The following is a 17,937-nucleotide window of genomic DNA, read 5'->3' on the forward strand; positions in this document are numbered from 1 at the left end:
CCGCGAGCCGCGAGCCGCGAGCCGCGAGCCGCGAGCCGCGAGCCGCGAGCCGCGAGCCGCGAGCCGCGAGCCGCGAGCCGCGAGCCGCGAGCCGCTGACCGGCTGGGGGAGCTGGTTTGTTAGAGGCGGGCGCCTTGTTCGGTAGCCGGCCGCTTCGCGTGCCCATAGGGCACGACGCCCACCGATGGAGCACCTTCCACGGCGAACGAACCCTCGTCGTGGCCGCCCGCACGGTCACTTCGACCGTACGCGTACTCGAATCGCTCCCAGCTCTGCTGCGCGGCGACCACCGCGTCACCGTCGTATTTGCGTACGACCCCACCTCAGCCTTCGCCTCCGGTGTCCTCAGCCTCCTGCACGACGCAGGAGGCCGTGTCATGCCCTGGGAACAGCTGGCAGAAGCAGCCCCGGATCTCATCCTGTCCGCCAGCGAGAACATCGACGTACCGGAGGGCGACTGCCCCGTTCTCGTCCTACCGCACGGCGTGGGATTTCAGAAGCTCGTCCCGGACTCGCGCGGGCCGCACGAGCGGCTCTCCGGCGTCGTCCCGGATTCGCTGCTCGAATCCGGCCGGGCCTGGATGGCCGTCTCCCATCCATCGCAGGAAGAGCAGTTGCTCGCCACCCACCCGAAAGCTGCGGGACACACTCTCCTGGTGGGCGATCCGTGTCTCGACGAGCTGCTGAGCAGTGGGCCGATGAGACCGGCCTACCGGGAGGCACTGGGTGTCCGGGAGGACCAGAAGCTGGTCATGGTGAGTTCGACCTGGGGGCCGACCTCCCTCCTGGGAACACAACCAGACCTTCCCGCCCGTCTCCTCGCCCAGTTCTCCTATGACGAGTACAAGGTCGGCGCGATCGTCCACCCCAACGTCTGGTCGGCGCACGGCTCTTGGCAGCTGCGCACATTGCAGGCAGCCGCGTTGGACGCGGGGCTGCTGCTGATGCCCGCCGTGCATGCCTGGCGCCCGGCCCTTGTCGCAGCCGACGTCCTGGTCGGCGACCACGGATCGGTCAGCCTGTACGGCGCGTCCCTGGGTACGCCAGTACTGCTCGCCGCGTTCGGCGCCGACGCGGTACCGGGCACAGCCGTCCACGCCATGGCGGACCTGGCGCCCCGGCTCAACCCACGCGGAGACCTGCACGAGCAGATCGAGGCCGCAGTACGCGAGCACACACCCGAGCGCTACGCGCCGGTCGTCGCACGGGCCTTCGCCGAACCTGGAGGCGCCCTGGCACGCCTCCGTACCGCCCTCTACCGCCTGCTCCGGCTCCCCGAGCCCGCAACAGAGCCGCCGCAGCCACTCGCCGTACCCCTGCCGTCTGTGCCGCCCACCGCCCAGGTCACCTCCTGGCGGGTGACCACCGAAGTCGGCGAGGACGGCGGCGGGCCGACCGTCGCCGTACGACGCTTCCCGGCAGTCGTCGCCGGATACGGTGGTGAGGCTCCCGACGGCCCCACAGTCTTCTCCCATCTCGCCTGTACGGACGACGAACGCGACGGGCGGGTAGCCGCGAGCGCCTCGGTGATCGTCCGGTGCCGGACTGACCGGACAACCGCCGGCGCGCTGCGCTGGGTCCAGGACACGCTCGCGCGGCTTCCGGGAAGCCTCCTGGCTGTGTCGGACGTACAAGGACAAGCCTGCCTGTCCGGACTCCGGGACGGTCGGATCGTGGAGGCGACCGCCACGGGGGGAGCTCGGGATCCCGGGGTGTTGGCATCGGTCGTCTACGCCGCCCTTCGCGCGGGCCTCCCGATGGACGGCTCCAGCGTCACGGTACAGACGGGCGATCTGCGGGAGGAGGACGTCGTCCTGCGCCTGCGCCCGGGAGGCTCCCAGTGAGCCCCATAGCGCTCAGTGGTCGGCTTCCGGGCCATCCGAGCCATCCCACTCCTGCCGCCATCGCCGCAGTTCCCCCGCCGCCGGATTACCGTCACGCTCATAGATCTCCAACGCCTCGGTGAGATAGTCCCGTACCACGTCCGTGTCGGCGCCGGTCCGCTGCGCGATACCGGCGAGCCCCACCAGTGCTTCGGCCGCGTAGTGCATCGCGTTCCGTTCCCGCAGGATCCCGACCGCTTCCTTCAGGTCACGATCCGCTGCCCCTGTGTCGCCCAGGCGATCGCGTACGAGGCCGATCGCGGCCAGCGCCCGTGCCGCCATCCGCACATCCGGTTCCTCGTCGGCCAGCAGGTCGTCGTGGGCCCTGCGTAGTACGGCCAGCGCCTCGGTGTGCTCCCCTCCGACGGACAGCGCGCTGCCGAGGAAGACGGCGGCGATGGCCGCTCCCCGTGCTTCCCCGGCCTCTACGTTGAGGGCGAGGGAACGCCGGTACGCCGCCACCGCGTTACCAGGATCGTGCCGGTCCAGATAACGTCCCTGGAACTCCATGACGGAGGCGCGCAGTACGAGATCATCGACCGTTTCAGCAAGCAGGAGGGCCTGCTCCAGTTGAGTGCGCGCCTCGTCGTGCCGGTCCAGGTCCATCAGCGGGCGGGACAGCAGGCTGCGCAGCCGGGCCTCGGCCGCCCAGGCCTCGGTAACCTCGCCAGCCGCCTGGTCCACCTCGGTCGCCGCGGCGGCTGCGGCCTCAGCGCCCAGTGCCAGTGACTCCCGCCAGCTGTCGAGGTAACGGTGGTGGAGGAACAGGGCCGTGAATGCCTCGGCGAGCTGCCAGACCAGGGTGTGCCACCCGTACCGGGAAGCGGTGCGCAGGATACCCAGGATGGCGGCGCGCTCAGTGTTCAGCCACACGAGCGGCGCCGGACCGTCGGGAGCGGCGAAGGGGTCGTTGGCATCGCGGAGCAGTGCGGACAGGTCGGCGATCCGCTTCCTCTTCTTCTTGATCGCCCGATCTGCGAAGGCAGTGAGAACGAGGTAGTGCGTTCCCACCCGCCAGATCAGTTCCGCTTCCACGGTCGCGGGTTCTTCTCTGTCCGCACACTCCCGGGCATGCAGCCGGATGAGGTCGTGCATGACGTAACGGCCGTCCGTCTCCCGCTGTACGAGACTCGCGCCCGCGAGTATCCGGAGCAGCCGCTTGGCCACCCGCGTGTCGACGTCGGCGGTAGCAGCAGCCACCCCGGCGTCGAAACGGCTGGTGGGCAGACAGCCGAGGAGACGGTAGAGCCGGGCCGCGTCAGGTGGCAGGAGCCGGTACGAAGGTCCCAGGGCGGCGGACACGGAGAGCTCCTCGGCAGGCAGGGACAAGCCGGCCAGCCGGTCCGTCTCGTCGGACAGTTCCTCCACCAGCTCGGCCGCGGTCAGACCTTCCTCGGTCTTGAGTCGAGCCGCCACGATCCGCAGGGCGACGGGAAGACCGCCGCACAGCCTCACGAGTCGTTCGGCGGCTGTCTGGTCGGCGTCCACGGCTCTCGGGCAGAGGTCCGCCAGCAGGGCCAGGCCGCCGTGATCGTCGAGCGGCTTGAGCCCGACCGGTGTCGCGTCGTCCCGAGCCACCAGCTCGCCCAGCGTCCTGTGAGACGTGACAAGCACCCCGCTGCCGGGCCCCTTCGGGATGAGCGTGCGTACGTGTGCGGGTTCGGTCACGTCGTCGAGTACGAGCAGGATACGCAGGTCGGCGGAGCAGGACCGCAACAGGTTGGCGCGCGCCTCGACCGTCCGCGGCATGTCGCCCTCTCCGACGCCCAAGCCGCTCAGGCACATGGCCAGAGCCTCGCTGACATCCGTGACGCCCGTACCGACTGAGGGCGTTGAAGCCGACCCGTCGCGCAGCCCGGCGAACGGTACATACAACTGACCGTCCGGATAGAGGTCCTGAACCGTCTCCGCGAAGCGGAGGACCGTCGCGGTCTTACCAACTCCGGAGACCCCCGACACCACCACGAGGTCAACATGGTCGGAGCCGGTCCGAGCCGCGGGGAACGCTTGGCGCAGCTCGTTGATCTGCTCGTCCCTGTTGACGAATCTGTACGTCCGAGCGGGCAGTTGGTTCGGCCGCGGTCTCGTCCCCGCCGATACCGGCGCCGGAACGGTGAAGGTGATGTCACCGTGAAGATGCGCGCCCTGAAAGGAGGGGCCGTGGTGCATGCCCCCGCTGACCGAGCTGATGTACGTGACCGATGCATGCGGCGCCAGGTCGGTGATCAGCTGCGCCAGTTCCCCCGCAGCCTCCGGGTCATCCTGCAGGACGCCGAGGAGCCGTTCCCGCAGCCGCTCCTCGACGCGCCCGGCAGCCCGCGCATCTCCCTCAACCCGGGCATTCGCCAACTCCTCGCCCGCGGCCTGCAGTTCGCTTTGTGTGTTCTCGTCCCCACCGCGACGCCGGAACCACCCGGCGAGCCTCAGCTTGGCCTGCTCCCACGACTCCGTCACCATCAGCCCCGTCAGAGCTGCCACCGCCGTCGTCGCGAGCGCCGTCAACTCGGCTTCCACTGAGCCCCCTTCGTACCCCGGTGCCCCTACGGGGCGGTCGGATCCAACCGTAGGGAGATCTTGGCCGCTTGCCCAGTCACACGCCGCCGCGCGCCTGGGCCGCACCCACCATGGTCGCATGCAAGCCTTCGCACACCACTTGCCTGGGCGCATCCCGTCTCAGCAGCCTGCTGCTCTCCGCCTCGGAGCCGTCAGCCGGCTGACCACTGCGCAATTCCATCTCGCTGTGGCGCGTCAAGGCGCTTGAGGACATCGGCTGCCCAATGGGACACGCAGGCCTACTGAAGCTGCACCAACGTTTCAGCCTTGGCAACGACGACTGAAGACCGTTGGGCGACCGCCTGGCCGTGCGGAGGGCGCGCAGGAGATGCTGAAGCCGTGTCCCGAGAGCCTTTCCCCGATGCCGTGCCGTCCAGCGCCGACGGCCTACGTGGGCGACACGCCGGCCGCTCCCCCGGCACGCGCTGTGCGATTTGCCCCGCTCCCCCGCCGAGGGTGGTAAAGACTCCCGTAGGAGTCAGGTCAACCCGCGTGCGAGATGGAGGCCGTGGCGGTGTGCATGCGTGAGTGTTCCAGGCGGGCGTTTTCCAGCAGGCGCAGCCAGGAGGCGACCGTTGGCCGCCGCCGCAGCAGAGCACGGCGTTCCCGCTCGGTCATCCCTCCCCATATGCCGAATTCAATGCGCTGGTCCAGGGCGTAAGCGAGGCATTCAGTCCGGACACTGCAACCGTCGCACAGCCTTTTGGCACGGTTTTGCTCAGCGCCCTCGACGAACAGGGAGTCGGGGTCGGCCGTCCTGCACAGTCCCTGCTCACTCCAGTCCGTATACACCATCCGGTGATCCGTCCTCTCCCCTTGCCCGCCCTGCGAGTTTCCCGCTGCTCCAGGCAACGGGCATATGACGTTACGTCGTTGAGAGGATGGCTCCTGCACGCAACGGAGGATGTCACACCTTCGAGTGGCTGACGCTTGCCTACGGCACCTTGAGGCGGTATCGGGCGCCGTTATCTCGCGCGGATGCGTCCCCGCGGAATGACGGGGCCGCAGAACCTCTGACAGCCGTACGTGATTGAGCCACGCGGGCGTGCCCCTTCAACCCAGTAGATGGACACCGGTACACACCTCGACGACCACGTTCCGGCCTGTACGCACCCGGACAAGATCAATCTGGAGCCCGACGGGGTCGCGCCGCCTACGAAGGCACCACAGGACCGAGAGGCGGGACGAGCGCGTCCTCGGGGTTGGCGGGCATTCTGACGTGCTCGCGTCTCGTACCGGCGGGGCCGGTCATGAAGCATCGGTCCACCGAAACGTGCCGCGGTGGACGACAAAGCCCCCGAATTCCAGGCAGTGGAATCCGGGGGCTCGGAGTCGGGAGGGCGAGTCAGCTCTCAGTGGGGCCGTAGGCGCGAGAGTCCGAGCGGCTGCGCCGTACCAGGAGGAGAGAGCCTCCTCCCGCTGCAATCAGCACGGCCGCGCCGCCGATGAGCCACGGTGTGGCATCGACTCCGGTGTGGGCGAGGGAGCCCGTCGGCGCCTTCGGCGTGGAGTTTCCGACCGGGACGGCCACGGACGAGGCGTCGGCATCCGGCGTGGGGTTAGTCGCGGTCGAGGGTGTCGCCCCTCCGGTACCGCTGCTCGGCTTGCCGAAGCTGGACGGGGAGGGGGCGGGCTTGTGCGTCGGCTTGTCTGAGGGGTCGGGCTTCGGTCCGGTAGCCCTCTTGGCGTTGGTGACGGTCACGGTGACCGGGGCGCCAGGGCCTGCGGTGAACGTCATCGTCGGCTTGTAAAGGTCGTAACCGGCGGGGGCCTTGATCTCCTTGACCCAGAACTTCGTGCTGCGACTCGGCATGGGCAAGTCACCGGAGGCCGTGCCCTTGGCTCCCGTGGTCAGGGTGAGCAGCGTGGAGGTGTCAGTGCCGATGTTCACTGTCGCGCCGGACAGGAGCTTGCCGGTCTTGTTGTCCTTGGCCTGCAGGAAGACCTTGGCGGCCTTGAACGGGTCGGTGATCGTCAGCCGGGTGGTCGCGCCCGGGGTGACGACGACGTCCTGGTCGGCGACGACCTCGTGCAGCGAGCTGCCGGACCCCGTCTGCTTGAGCCGGTAGATACCTGGCGCGAGGTCGGGGAAGGTCGCCTTCCCCTGCGCGTCGCTGTATCCCCGTCCGGCCTCCTGGCCTGCAGAGTTGACCAGCAGGAACGCAGCGCCGGGCAGGGCGTCTCCGGCCGTGTCCTTCGCAGTGATCTCGACTCCGCCCACGTCCCCGGCCGGAGTCTCGGCGGGAGCGGCGGGGGCCGAGGGGGTCGGTTCAGAAGGCTCGGCGTTGGCGGCCGGCGCCCAGGTCATGGCGCCGGCCGCCGCAATGGCGACGGCAGCAGCGGATCGGACGAGAAGTGCGAGCACGAGGAAGGAAGCTCCTTGGGACGGAGAACAGGGAAGGTCGTCGGATGTGGCCGGACGCTGGGCGGAAGGTGGCAGAGCTACGGATGTGGTGGCGCTCGGTTGATTACCTGTCGGCGCGGCGACGTAGTCCTGCGAGAAGGGTGCGGGGTGAGACGGACACGGTTCAGCGGGTGCGAGCGCCGCCGCGCGTGGTCGGCGGGGCGGGAACTGCGTGGGCGCTCCGGCTCGCGGCGCGGCTGGGCACGGAGGCCTTCCATGCCCCTGGGAACCAGACGCCGGTGTACCTCTCGATCGCGTCGCGCAGACCCGTGAAGTCAGCCCCCTCCCACGAGGGTTTACCCGGCCTGGCGATCGTGATGTTGAAGGTGTCGGGCATGTTGCGGCCGTGCAGCTCCCCCTGTCGGCGGCGAAACGTGCCGTGGTCGGCGAAGCTGAGGGCCACGGCGTCAATCGTGCCCCGTTCGGCGTGCGTCACGGTCAGGCGCAGGCCGCCGTACGCGTTCCTGTACTGCGTGCCGGTGAAGTCAATCCGCAGCCGTAGGGGTGAGCCCGCGATAGGCGTGGCGTAATACGTGGTGCCCACCGTGGTGCCGCTGGGGGCGGGGAGATGGAGTGCGGCGAAGAACTCGGGGGCCTGCAGGGACAATGAGGCTCTCCGGTCGGATCTGGAACGTGCTACCGGCGCGGGCCGGGCGGGGCCGGTCGGCTGGTGGTGCTCCAGCGCGGGACGCTGGACGCTGGAAGCGCAGCAAGGCGGCGGGATGCGAAGGCTCGCTGCACATCGAGTGGCGTAGGCGTCGGCGGTCCGGGCGGAAGGATGGGGGTGAGCTGGGCCATGCCGTTGATGTAGCTGAGTGTGTCGTCGCGCCACCGGGGCAGCGGGGCGGGGTCGGCGACGCACTGGGTGACGGCTGCGAGCAGGACTATGGGGGTGTGGGTGCTGGCTGTGGCGTACCAGCCGGGCCGGTCGATGGAATTGCCCGCCCACAGCTGCCAGCGGGCGTTCCGTGTCGCGAGTTCGGCTTCCGGGTCGAGGTCACCGGTGGTGAACTCCAGGCCGGCGAGAGTGTCCGGGGCATGGGCTGCGAAGGCGCCCCAGCGCGGGTGCTCGATCTTCCAGCCCTGTTTGAGCAAGGGCACGAAGGCCAGGAAGGGATCGTGCTCGTCGCTCCCGAAGTCCGGCCGGGTGAGATACGCGTCCGGCCCCTGCTGGTACGCCATGGCGAGGACGGAGGTGAACGCCTGGACGAATTCAGTCGGAACGCGGTCGTTGAAACAGACACCCCAGGTCGGTGGTCCGAAGGGATCGCGGTAGGCGTTGATGCGCCAGAGCCCGTCGTCCTCGCCCTCAGGGAGATAGCCCAGGCAGACCTTGTGATTGGGGGCGTTGAGGTAGGCGTTGCCGAGGTCGTCGTGGTGGAGGCCCCAGCCGATGTCGAGGAGCGGGGCAAGGGCTGGGTCGCCGACCCCGGTGGTAGAGGCGAGGTAGCGCGGGGAGACAAAGACGTCTCCGTCAATCGTGTGGAGGTCGTCGTGAGCGTTCACAGCTTCCCTGAGTCGTGGAGACGGGTGGTCAGGCAGCGAGCGAGAACGCTTCTTGGACGGCATCGCTGGAGCCGGTGTAGTGCAGCGTCCGCAGGCCCAGGCGCGCGGCAGCCTGGCAATTTTCGGCGCGGTCGTCCACGAACAGAACGCGTCGTGGATCGCGAACTCCGGTGGCTCGTAGGGCGTGTTGGTAGGCGGCCGGGTCGGGCTTGCACACCTGAAGGCGGGCGGAGTACAGCGCCTGGGCCATCAGGCGGCGCCAGCCGCGGGTGTCGAGCACGGTGCTGAGGTGCGCCGGTGCATTGGACAGCAGCGTCATGCGCAGTCCGGTGCTCTGAGCGCGGCGCAGCACGGCCAGGACGCGATCGTCGGTCTCGGTCCACATGGCGGTGTCTGCGACAAGGAGTTCGTGCAGTAGCCGGGGGCTGGGGTGGGTGCCGAGGACGCGTGCCCAGTACGCCAGGTCGCTGAGCTGACCGGCGTCATAGACGTTTCGGGCCTTCCAGAAGGCTCGTTGGAAGCCTGCGAGATCGTCTTCGGGCCAGGAAGCGGTGTGGGCCAGCCGCAGCCAGTGGGCGCGGGTGGGTTGTAGTCCGATGACGCCGTTGTAGTCGAGGATGACGGCGTCGAGGCTGGTGGGGCGAGTCAAGGGGTGGTGTTCTCCAGGGCGCGGCGGGCGAGGATGGCGAGAGCGGCTGCGAGGAGGGCGGGCAGCAGCAGGGCCGTGGGCAGGGTGGTGATGCTGGCGAGGGCGCCGATGAGGGCGGGGCCGGCGAGAAGGCCGAGGTATCCGGTGACGGACACCGTGGCGACGGCCTTCGGGCCGCGGTTTCCGGCGGCGGTGATGAGGGCGGGGACGGTGCCGGACAGGCCGAGCCCGAATACGGCCCAGCCGGCCAGGGCCGCGGGCACGCTGTCGGCCAGGACGCCGGTGGCCAGTCCAACTGCGGCGAGGGCCGCGCCGACGCGGACGATGACAGGGGCACCGAAGTGGGACGTGAGCCGGTCGCCGGTCAGCCGGCCGACGGCCATACCAGTGCTGTAGAGGGCGAAGGAACTCGCGGCTACGGCGGTACCGGCGTTGAGGGCGTGCACGTGCACGGCGGCCCAGTCGGCTGCGGCTCCCTCCCCCAGGAGGCTGGCAGCCGCCAGTGTGCCCAGCAGCCATATTCGCCGCGGCATGCGCTGCTGACTGGCTTGCTGACTGCCGGAGCTCTCGGGGTCGGCACCGGTCAGCGTGAGGGTGCGGCGTGCGTTCACGACAACGCTCCCCGCCAAGGCAGCGCCGACCGCCAGGAACAGAGCACTGTGGGCGGTGCCCGCGGTGGCGGCTGCCAGAACGGCGCCGCCCAGGGCGCCGATCGAGTACGCGGCATGCAGGGAGGACATGATGGGCTTGCCGTAGGCGAATTGGCAGCGGACTGCGCCGGTGTTGACGGCGACGTCCAGGACGCCGTGCGCGGCGCCGAAGACCAGCGCCGCTGCGAGCAGCGACGCCAGGGTTCGGCATTGGCCCAGGATGGCGAGGGCTGCCGCTAGTGCGACAGCACCCCCGATCAGCAGCGCAGGGAGGCGGTCGGGCCGGGCGAGCCGGCCTCCGGCCTGGAGGCCGGCGACCATGCCGAGAGCAGCGGCGAGCAGGACGAGGGAGAGGCTGCCCGTCGTGAGGTGGGCGGCGTGCTGAACGGCCGGCATCCGGGCGCCCCAGACAGCCATCACCACGCCGAGGCCGAGGAAGTAACCGGTCAGCAGGGTGCGGCTGCGCCGGAGGGAAGCGTCGGTGTGGTTCATACCTGGCACCCAGCGGGGGCAGGTTCGTCGACCGGGCGGGGCTCGACGTGGAACTGAATACGGCGGGCGGTTTGCTCGGCGCGGGCCTGTGCGAGGTCCGCAGTGGGCGCGGTGGTGATCAGGTAACCGATGCGCGCGGTCCACATGTTGCCGCCGTCGGCCGGGAGAAGTAGGTGGTCACCGACCTGGTGCTGGAAGTGGGCACGCTCCAGCCAGCTCGGGTTGGCGCCGTCAAGGCGCAGGCGAAGCAGGGTGCCGGAGGTGTCAGGGTAGAGCAGCTTGATCGCGGCAGCCGAGGACCGGGTGGCGGTGACGTCGGGGGCCTGGCCGCAGGCGATGTCGGCGGCAGCCCGCGGCAGGTCGATGCCCGTGGCGAGGTGGACGAGATGGCCGATCATGTCGCCGGCGATGCGGCCGTTGACCTCGACAAGCCGCGGACGGCCACCGACGAGGCGCATTTCGACGTGAGAGGCGCCGTCGGTGATCCCCAGAGAACGGATGGCGGCCCTTGCCACGGGGGCCACCACGCCCAGCAGAGGGTCGGCGGCGTCCACGCAGTGGACCAGTTCCTCGAAAAAGGGCGGAGCGCTGACTGTCTTGCGGGTAACTGCCACCACGGTGGTCTCACCGCGGTAGGTGATGCATTCGACCGACACCTCGGGCCCGTCGAGATACTCCTCCACGAGCACGCTGGTGGGTTCCCGGCCGAGCCCGGAAGCCTGGTCGGCGAACGCGAAGGCGGCGGTGAGCTGTTCGGGGGTGTCGGCGCGGATCACTCCGATGCTGGCCGCGCCCGCGGCGGGTTTCAGGACGAGTGGGTAGCCGATTCTCTGGGCTGCCGCCTCTGCCTCGGCGAGGGTGCGCACGCTTGCCGAGGCGGCCGACGGCACGCCGTGCCGTGCGAACAGCGCACGGGAGGTTGCCTTGTTACGGCACGCCTGCATGGCCTCGGGCATGGTGGTGGGCAGGCCGAGCTGGCGTGCGAGGCGGGCCACGGGGACGAGGTACCACTCGGTCCAGGTGAACACCCCTGCCAGTTCGTAGCGTTCGGCCAGGGTCCGGCCGGCCGCGGACAGCGCCGCCTGATCGGTTGGATCGGACACGACCATGCAGTCCCGCAGGTACGGAACCTCCCATGTGGGCTCTCCGCCGGTGATCAGGACAACGTCATAGGCTGCGGCCACGGACTGAAGGCAGTACCCGCGGTACGCCTCTGCCTCCATGTCGGCCGCGGCAACGACCAGGACGGCGGGACGATCAGGCAAGGACAAGCTCCTTGGGGTCGGAGGGTGGAACTGCGGAGGGCATCAGGCGGCGAAGTGCAGCGCGTACCTGGCAGCCGGCGGAGGTGACGCCGGCGATGCGGCCCGGCAAGCGGCCTTGTCGGGCTGGAATCCCGGAAGCGATGAGAGGAGGAGGGGATTCTCAGGCGGCGCCGCGGCGGCGCAGTTCGAACACGCCATCCCAATAGGCGTGTTCGGCGATCAGGCGTTGGGCGTAGAGGGCGGTCAAGTTGTTGTTCAGCCCGGCGACTCCGTCGGGCAGTTGGCGGCGCAGCTCTTCGAAGAGGTCCTTGAGGCTGACCCGCGTGGCACCGGCGGCCAAACGGCGGGCGGCCATGCATTCCAGCGCGCAGTAGACGTCCGGGTTCTGCGCGTCGAAGGCATGAAACTGTTCGCTGATGGTGCGAGCGCCCACGCGCTTCGGCCGGAGCACAGTGGTGGGCACGGTGTTCTCTGCAGGCTGGGGCCTAACTGGGTCAGCTGCGCAGGGCGGGATCACTGCGCAGGCGGGCAAAGGCGCAGAACAGGCCGAGTGCCTGCAGGGCTGCGCAAGCGGTGATGACGTGCCCCATCGCGTCGGGCGGGGTGAGCGCGGTCAGTACGCCGGCGACCGGGAAGGGCAGCAGCAGGATGAGAATGGACACCGAAAGGGTGCTTCCGAACGTCTCCGGGGGGATCAGGCGGGAGCGCACGGTGCGCAGGACCACCGCCATGCCGCCGTCTGCGGCCATGAGGACGGCGACCAGGACCAGGTAGGAGCGGTAGTCGGGGGCCTGGGCGGCCGCGAGACAGGCCAGCGACGCGATGGCTGCGCAAGCGGCGCCGACCGGCCACAGTCCCAGGCGGTCCAGTGCGAACCGGCAGAGCGTGACGCTGAGGAGCGTCGCACCGGCGGCGGCGGACCAGACCAGGCCGACGGCAGCGGTGGACTGCCCGAAGCGCTCGACGACGATCACCGGACCGGCCGCCTGGAACAGTCCGGTGGCGAGGTTGGATAGGGTCAGCCCGGCCACGAGCCAGCCGAGCGCGGGCAGCGAGCGGATGGTGCGCCACCCGGTGAGGAGACCGGCGCCGGGTGTCCCCTTTGGAGCGAGGGCCGGGGTTACGGGCGAGGGGGGTGTGCGCAGAGCGAGGAGCGCTGCCAGCAGCGAAAGCACGGTGATTACTGCCAGCATCGGCGGCGCCCCGGCGAGCAGGAGCAGTCCGGCGAGCGCTGGGCCGGCCAGCGTGGCGGTCTGGTCGATGCCGAGCAGCACGGCTTGGACGCGGTGAGCGTGTACGCCTGCCTTGCGGCCTGCGGCGGCGCCCGCTGTCTCGGCCGCGATGTAGCTGAACTCGGTGAGCACTCCGGTCGTAGCGGCGAGAACCATCACGGTCACGATCGCCACGGCGTCGGACGAGTGGAGATGGAGAAGGACCGCGCCCGTCGCGAGAACCACGGCGCGTCCCAGGGAGGCAAGGTGGAAGACCACGGCTGCCCCACGCCGGTCGACGACTGATCCGGCCCACCCGAACGCCGCCAGGCGCGGGATCCATTCCAGGGCGAACGCGGCGCCTGTCAGGGCGGCGGAGTGCGTGGTGGCCAAGACCAGCAGCGGGATGCCGTACGTGGACATCGCGAACGCCAGGGCGTCCGCCGTACGCGGCAGGTAGATGCTGCGCATCAGTCCGGCGGTGTGGCGCGCGTGCCGGGGGGTGACCGCTACGCTCACGCGGCAGGCTCGGATTCAGGAAGGGCGGTGACCTGCGGGTTCGCAGCCATCCACTGGAGCAGGAGGGCATAGGGACGGGACAGGCCCTCCTCGGCTTCCACGCCGGGCACGCACGCGGCGGACAACCGCGCGCAGCTTTCGGCGCTCTCTGTCGCGAGCGAGAGCGTCAGCAGGTCGAGGACGTACCGGACGCGGTTGCTGAACTCGCAGACCGGTGACGGGGAGGCGTGTCGTCTCGACCATCGCGCAACTTCGTCGTACAGGTCGGCCAACTCCGACCCAGCGTCCGTGAGTTCCAGGCCAGTGCCAGGCGCGGTCCGGACGAGACCGCGGGCGCGTGCTGTTTCGGTCGCGTGCCGCAGCTGATGCGTGGAGAGGTCGGGGAGGGTGGCGGCCGAGCGTCGCGGCGGTATCGCCCCGTTGTCGTCGATCTCGGTGACGAGGCGGATCAAGGAGCGCGACGCCAGCAGCTGGACTGTGCTGCGTACTTCGGTTGTAGTGAACAAGGTGGTCACCGGCGTCGGCCTCCCGCTGGGAAGGCCGCCTGCGGGCGGGCGGGCATGGCATCGGAGAAGAGATCGCGGTTCTGCCAGGCCGGATTGGATTGGCCTGTCCGGATGGAGCGGATCACCGCGGACGCCCGCCGGGACTGGCTGCTGACCCACGGCTTCGACGCGGGCTTCGCCGACGGGTGCCCCCAGACCGGGTGGTGGGCCCCCTCTGTGAGAGGCTGCCCGGCAGCCCACGCGGACAGGGCACCGAGAACGGGTCCCAGGCCGTGGCCCGCCGCGGAGAGCCGGTAAGGCCGGCCGGTTCCGTCGGTGTCTATCAGGCCGTCGGCCACGAGCTGCCGCAGCGGCGGGTACACGTTGGTCCAGTCGCTGTGGGGCATCACGATCCGGGCCAGCGCCCGGCCGCTGACCTCCTCGCGGGACTTCAGCACCCACAGGATGGCGGCGGCGTGCCGCCGGGTGAGCAGGGTGAGGCTGTCCTCGACCTGCTCGATCGCGGGCAACGGGCCGTCCGACGCCTCCAGATGCTCCTCGGCCCAGGTGACGAGCATCGGCAGAACCGGCAGCAGAGAGGCGCCACGTTCAGTGTGGCCGTAAGTCACGTGGCGTGCGGTGTGTGCGGTGCGCTCCACGAGCCCGGCGTCGCACAGTGAAGTGAGTTTGGGGTGGAGCTGGCCGCTCTGTAGCCATGACACCTTGGCCGCCAACTCGCTGTAGCGCAGCGGTGGGCCGGACAGTGCCAGCAGGATCCTCACGTTCCAGCGCGGGGTGATCATGGCGAGGACTTCGGTGACCCGAGCGATGTCGATCTTGGTATCAGGTGGCAGAGCCGTATTGGCCAAGGGAGGAACTCCTGGTGGGCGAGGGAATATCACCTGCGGGTCAGCGGCTGTGCGCGGGCCCCCCACACCGGAAGGGGCGGAGCCGACAGCGGCGGTGACGGTGTTGGCGGGGACGGCACTGCGGCCGGGACACGGGCGAGGCTTTGCAGGACGGCGGCAACCGACCTGGCCTGGACTTCGCTGACGGCGACGGCTTCGGCAAGCCTCCGTACACCGTCGAAAAGGTGGGAGACCTCGTGCCGGCCGAGCTGCCGCTCGGGTTGGACAAGCCGGGCGAGGTGGTCGCGGTGGATGTCGATGCTCCGCTCGGCGAGGGCCAGGGCGTCGTGCATGCCGAGCAGGGCGGAGAGCATGCCGGGCGGCTGGCCCTCGGCGTAGGCGGTGAGTTCATCGAGCGGCGAGCCGTACAGGTCCTCGATCCGTCCGGCGATTTCGGTGGACGTGAGGTGGGGCAAACTGGGCTTTCAGGGTCGGCGCGTCGGGGTCGCCGCCCCGGCACGGTGGGGTGCCGGGGCGGCGGACGGGGGCAGGGTGGCGGTGACCCTGGGCAGCGCTGTGTGGATGGGCCGGGTCCTCTGGCTGGGTGGGGGCATGGCGCGCAGTAGCTGGCTGAGCGCGGCTCGGTAGCCGTCGCGGGCGTCGAGCGCCGCCTCCAGCCACATCGCGTCGAAGCGGAGCTGGTCCGCCGACAGTTCGCCCATGTCGCGCACCGGGTCCGTGCGCGCGTGTACGCGATCACGAACGCGGGCGACCTGCTCCTCGGTCAGCGCCAGGAAGGAGTGCAGTTCCAAGGCACGGGAGAGTGCAGGTGAGGCATCGGGATCGGTTGCCGCCTCGTACAACGCAGGGACCGAGTTCCCGAAGACAATCTGCAGATCGCCGTCCATGGTGCTGGGCTTGAACCGGCTCATCGGACCGACCTGCCCGCTCTTGGTCCTGGCGCAGGTGTGCCGGCAAACCGGTAAGGAGCGCTAGTCTGCACAGCCGGTCCTGGCATGGGAAGCAGGCGGCCCGGTCCTTCCGCGGCGGCGCCCCTCTTTCCCGGGGCATCCGGGTCGAGCAGCCATCGCACGACCAGGGCCCGGCCATCGCGTGCGGTGACAGCCGCGTTCACGCGCTCGGCAAGTTCCAGCCTTGGGTCGTCAACCTCGCTGGGCTGGTTTTCCAGGGCGGCGAGCAGTGCGTCCTCAGTGCGGTCGAGCACTGCCTGGGCCTCGACGAGAAGGCCGTACCACTTGACGACCTCGGCGGCTTCAGGATCCGCCGTCGGAACTTCGGCGACCGCGGCCTCCAAGGCGTCGATGCACATGGCGAAGCGGGCTTCGATGCGGTCGGTGAGCACGCCCAGGACATTCTCGACGGCGTGGGGTATGCCATCGGACAAGGAGAACTCCTGTTCTGGAAAGGCCGATGCCTGGGGAACGGAAGGGCGGGCCCTAGCCTCTGGCTCAGCCGTTTGCGGGCGTCTGACGGACGGCCGTCAGTTCAGGCACATCCGCACGTCGCGGTAGACGTACGTGCCGGAGACCCAGCCCTTGACGCCGGTGGTCTTGTCCTTGATGTAGAGCCAGTTGCCACTCTTCTTGGACACACTGAACTTGTGGTTCTTGTAGAGCACACCGAGGGCGGTGGACTTGGAGCTGGCCTTGGACCGGATGATCACGGCCTTGGTGTGCACCTCGTAGGGCAGCGGCGGCTTGGACGAGCAACTGCTCGCGGGAGCCGCCGTTACGGCGGTGGGGGCCGCGCTGGCGGTCGTGGCAGACAGCATCGGCAGCGCGAGCGCGCCGAGTATCGCAGCGGACACGGCTATTCGGGTGGAGCGCATGCGGAAGAAACCTCCGTGAAGGCATGGAGAATGTGTGGTGTGGGCGCCGCGGGGTTGTCCCGGCGGCTGTACAAGAGTCCGGAGAATCGCCGGTTTGGCTAACCGGCGATCGTCGGCTATGTTGCGGCGGCCGATCGGCGGCCTAGGTGCTCATCGCGAACGTCCGGGCGAGCGAGGAACGATGGCTGACGGCACGCCCAACTGGCGGCCGGACGCGGCTACCGGACGGACCGGTGGGAGAGGGCCTGCCTCGCCGGTGAGGCGGTCGTTGCACCACTGCAGGGCGGCGTCCTTCGTGTCGAAACCGCCCTCGCGCAGAGTGTGAGTCCATGTGTCCGTGTCGACTTCCTCGACCACGACGCGGAACGGGCTGGGGGTTCCCTCGTCCAGGGCTCGCAGTGCAACGACGGTGACCATGTCGTCCGGGTCGTCGCAGGTGTACGAGTAACCCATGGCGTAGTGATCGCCGTCGCCGGCAAGACGTCGCTCCAGCGCGCGGGTCGCCTCGTCCGCCGGCGGTGGACCCAACTCGGGGTTGAGGCCGATGTCGTTGTACGGGCAGCCGCGGTGGATGAGCCAGGACTGCGCCATCGCCGGCAATGGCAGCCGATCTTGCTCGAAGTCGAACGTCTCGTTCTCGCGGTCCCGCTTCAGGTGCACGGCGACATAGACAGGCATGCCCGGGTGCCCGTAGGTGGCAGTGCGGTCGAACAGAACGTAGTAGCTGTGCGCGCCGGTGGATGTGTGGTGTTCGGCGAGGGGGACGAGCATGTCCTCGTGGATGGCGACCTGGCGGTAGAAGTCGAGGTACCTCCCCTCATCGGCGTCGAAGTCGTCCAGTTCGAAGTCGACTTGAGGGATGGCCTGCCGAGCCGGCGGCGGTTCGGTGCGGGACAACAAGGGCCTTTCGATGGAGTTCAGCGCCGCTTCGCCGGGGTGGATGGCGACGTGCCCGGGTGGGCCGGGATCGGGGATGCCCAGCTCGTGGTGGTCCTGCGGGCGGCGAAGAGCGCGGCACGTCCGGCGTCGGTGAGGGCGACCGGCTGGCCGGCGTGTACGGGGTGGCTGGTGTCCCGCACGACCAGGTCGGCGGCCTCCAGCCGCTGGAGCGTGGCGTGAGGGATACGGGTGCCGGAGGCAGCGGTCACGGACATCCGTCCGGTCAGCAGGTGTTCGTAGAGCTTGGCGCCGCCGGCGATGGCGAGCAGCGCGGCATGGTCGTCCGTCGAGAGCTGCTGAAGGCCTTGCCCCGAGACTGGCGCAGCGGCTTCGATCGGCTGCAGTGCGGCGAGCACCTCCCGGGCAGCGGCATCGCGAGCGCCCGCAGCCTCCTCCAGCTGACCCACGGTGCGGTCGATGCGAGTGAACAGGGCGTCGTCGACGTCGAACTCGCCGCTGGACAGACGATTGAGAAGGCGGAGGGAGAAGGTGACGCGGGTCTGGGTTTCAGCCAGCTCGCGGTGCCGGTCGACCAGGCGAGTGTGGGGCTCGTCCAGGACGCCGCGGTCGCGGTAGGACCACAGGGTGTCGATGTTGTGGCCGGTGACAGCTTCGAGGCGGTGGTCGAGCGGGGACAGCGCACGCCGGGTTGGTGACGGTGCCGGTTCAGGGGGCATAGGCAAC

General features: G+C 69.6%; 19 protein-coding genes. 1 reads left to right on the plus strand and 18 read right to left on the minus strand.

Going from position 1 to position 17,937, the window contains the following annotated elements:
* Positions 1–377: 377 nt before the first annotated feature.
* Positions 378–1,844 carry a hypothetical protein gene (locus ACIQAC_RS33950; protein ID WP_402198033.1) on the plus strand — a complete coding sequence of 489 codons (1,467 nt, stop codon included), beginning with the start codon at positions 378–380 and terminating at the stop codon, positions 1,842–1,844.
* A 12-nt stretch (positions 1,845–1,856) separates the two neighbouring features.
* Here the strand turns inward: ACIQAC_RS33950 and ACIQAC_RS33955 are convergent, their stop codons facing one another.
* The 18 genes from ACIQAC_RS33955 to ACIQAC_RS34040 form a co-directional block, all read right to left on the minus strand.
* Positions 1,857–4,397: an AAA family ATPase gene (locus tag ACIQAC_RS33955; protein ID WP_402198035.1), complete on the minus strand. Its 2,541-nt coding sequence runs from the start codon at positions 4,395–4,397 to the stop codon at positions 1,857–1,859.
* 522 nt (positions 4,398–4,919) lie between these two features.
* Entirely contained in the window at positions 4,920–5,231 is a 312-nt protein-coding gene (locus ACIQAC_RS33960) for a WhiB family transcriptional regulator (RefSeq protein WP_402198038.1), read from the minus strand.
* A gap of 550 nt (positions 5,232–5,781) precedes the next feature.
* Positions 5,782–6,801 carry a SpaA isopeptide-forming pilin-related protein gene (locus ACIQAC_RS33965; protein ID WP_402198041.1) on the minus strand — a complete coding sequence of 340 codons (1,020 nt, stop codon included), beginning with the start codon at positions 6,799–6,801 and terminating at the stop codon, positions 5,782–5,784.
* A gap of 163 nt (positions 6,802–6,964) precedes the next feature.
* Positions 6,965–7,447 (minus strand): hypothetical protein, encoded by a 483-nt coding sequence (locus tag ACIQAC_RS33970; RefSeq protein WP_402198042.1) that lies wholly within the window; start codon positions 7,445–7,447, stop codon positions 6,965–6,967.
* 29 nt (positions 7,448–7,476) lie between these two features.
* Entirely contained in the window at positions 7,477–8,346 is an 870-nt protein-coding gene (locus tag ACIQAC_RS33975; protein WP_402198045.1) for a DUF317 domain-containing protein, read from the minus strand.
* Between the two features lie 28 nt (positions 8,347–8,374).
* Complete coding sequence (locus tag ACIQAC_RS33980; protein ID WP_402198047.1) at positions 8,375–8,995, minus strand: HAD family hydrolase; 621 nt, start codon at positions 8,993–8,995, stop codon at positions 8,375–8,377.
* On the minus strand, positions 8,992–10,137 hold the full coding sequence (locus ACIQAC_RS33985; RefSeq protein ID WP_402198050.1) for an MFS transporter: 1,146 nt from the start codon (positions 10,135–10,137) through the stop codon (positions 8,992–8,994). Before ACIQAC_RS33985 ends, ACIQAC_RS33980 begins: the two co-directional genes overlap by 4 nt.
* A complete protein-coding gene (locus ACIQAC_RS33990; RefSeq protein WP_402198394.1) occupies positions 10,134–11,360 on the minus strand; it encodes an ATP-grasp domain-containing protein in 1,227 nt (408 codons plus the stop codon). The genes ACIQAC_RS33985 and ACIQAC_RS33990 overlap by 4 nt, the downstream gene beginning before the upstream one ends.
* Positions 11,361–11,562: 202 nt before the next feature.
* Complete coding sequence (locus tag ACIQAC_RS33995) at positions 11,563–11,865, minus strand: hypothetical protein (RefSeq protein ID WP_402198053.1); 303 nt, start codon at positions 11,863–11,865, stop codon at positions 11,563–11,565.
* 31 nt (positions 11,866–11,896) lie between these two features.
* Complete coding sequence (locus ACIQAC_RS34000; RefSeq protein WP_402198055.1) at positions 11,897–13,132, minus strand: MFS transporter; 1,236 nt, start codon at positions 13,130–13,132, stop codon at positions 11,897–11,899.
* Entirely contained in the window at positions 13,129–13,647 is a 519-nt protein-coding gene (locus ACIQAC_RS34005) for a regulator (protein ID WP_402198057.1), read from the minus strand. The genes ACIQAC_RS34000 and ACIQAC_RS34005 overlap by 4 nt, the downstream gene beginning before the upstream one ends.
* Positions 13,644–14,486, minus strand: coding sequence for a winged helix-turn-helix transcriptional regulator (locus tag ACIQAC_RS34010; protein WP_402198060.1), 843 nt, complete (start codon positions 14,484–14,486; stop codon positions 13,644–13,646). Before ACIQAC_RS34010 ends, ACIQAC_RS34005 begins: the two co-directional genes overlap by 4 nt.
* Positions 14,487–14,515: 29 nt before the next feature.
* Complete coding sequence (locus ACIQAC_RS34015) at positions 14,516–14,941, minus strand: hypothetical protein (RefSeq protein ID WP_402198062.1); 426 nt, start codon at positions 14,939–14,941, stop codon at positions 14,516–14,518.
* A 9-nt stretch (positions 14,942–14,950) separates the two neighbouring features.
* The gene (locus ACIQAC_RS34020; RefSeq protein WP_402198064.1) at positions 14,951–15,397 is read right to left on the minus strand and encodes a hypothetical protein; all 447 of its coding nucleotides are present in this window, start codon (positions 15,395–15,397) and stop codon (positions 14,951–14,953) included.
* The gene (locus tag ACIQAC_RS34025) at positions 15,394–15,870 is read right to left on the minus strand and encodes a hypothetical protein (protein WP_402198066.1); all 477 of its coding nucleotides are present in this window, start codon (positions 15,868–15,870) and stop codon (positions 15,394–15,396) included. The genes ACIQAC_RS34020 and ACIQAC_RS34025 overlap by 4 nt, the downstream gene beginning before the upstream one ends.
* Positions 15,871–15,966: 96 nt before the next feature.
* A complete protein-coding gene (locus ACIQAC_RS34030) occupies positions 15,967–16,314 on the minus strand; it encodes an SH3 domain-containing protein (RefSeq protein WP_402198068.1) in 348 nt (115 codons plus the stop codon).
* 150 nt (positions 16,315–16,464) lie between these two features.
* A complete protein-coding gene (locus ACIQAC_RS34035; protein WP_402198070.1) occupies positions 16,465–17,214 on the minus strand; it encodes a hypothetical protein in 750 nt (249 codons plus the stop codon).
* A 17-nt stretch (positions 17,215–17,231) separates the two neighbouring features.
* Positions 17,232–17,930, minus strand: a complete 699-nt coding sequence (locus ACIQAC_RS34040; protein WP_402198071.1) for a hypothetical protein — start codon at positions 17,928–17,930, stop codon at positions 17,232–17,234.
* Positions 17,931–17,937 lie beyond the last annotated feature (7 nt).

The sequence above is a fragment of the Streptomyces sp. NPDC088387 genome (assembly GCF_044753385.1).
Classification (GTDB): domain Bacteria; phylum Actinomycetota; class Actinomycetes; order Streptomycetales; family Streptomycetaceae; genus Streptomyces.

Excerpts from the sequence above, each read along its gene's own strand:
- ACIQAC_RS33950 (WP_402198033.1), top strand. The coding sequence starts at position 378 with ATGCCCTGGGAACAGCTGGCAGAAGCAGCCCCGGATCTCATCCTGTCC.
- ACIQAC_RS33985 (WP_402198050.1), bottom strand. The coding sequence starts at position 10,137 with ATGAACCACACCGACGCTTCCCTCCGGCGCAGCCGCACCCTGCTGACC.
- ACIQAC_RS33990 (WP_402198394.1), bottom strand. The coding sequence starts at position 11,360 with ATGGAGGCAGAGGCGTACCGCGGGTACTGCCTTCAGTCCGTGGCCGCA.
- ACIQAC_RS33960 (WP_402198038.1), bottom strand. The coding sequence starts at position 5,231 with ATGGTGTATACGGACTGGAGTGAGCAGGGACTGTGCAGGACGGCCGAC.
- ACIQAC_RS34040 (WP_402198071.1), bottom strand. The coding sequence starts at position 17,930 with ATGCCCCCTGAACCGGCACCGTCACCAACCCGGCGTGCGCTGTCCCCG.
- ACIQAC_RS34020 (WP_402198064.1), bottom strand. The coding sequence starts at position 15,397 with ATGAGCCGGTTCAAGCCCAGCACCATGGACGGCGATCTGCAGATTGTC.
- ACIQAC_RS34030 (WP_402198068.1), bottom strand. The coding sequence starts at position 16,314 with ATGCGCTCCACCCGAATAGCCGTGTCCGCTGCGATACTCGGCGCGCTC.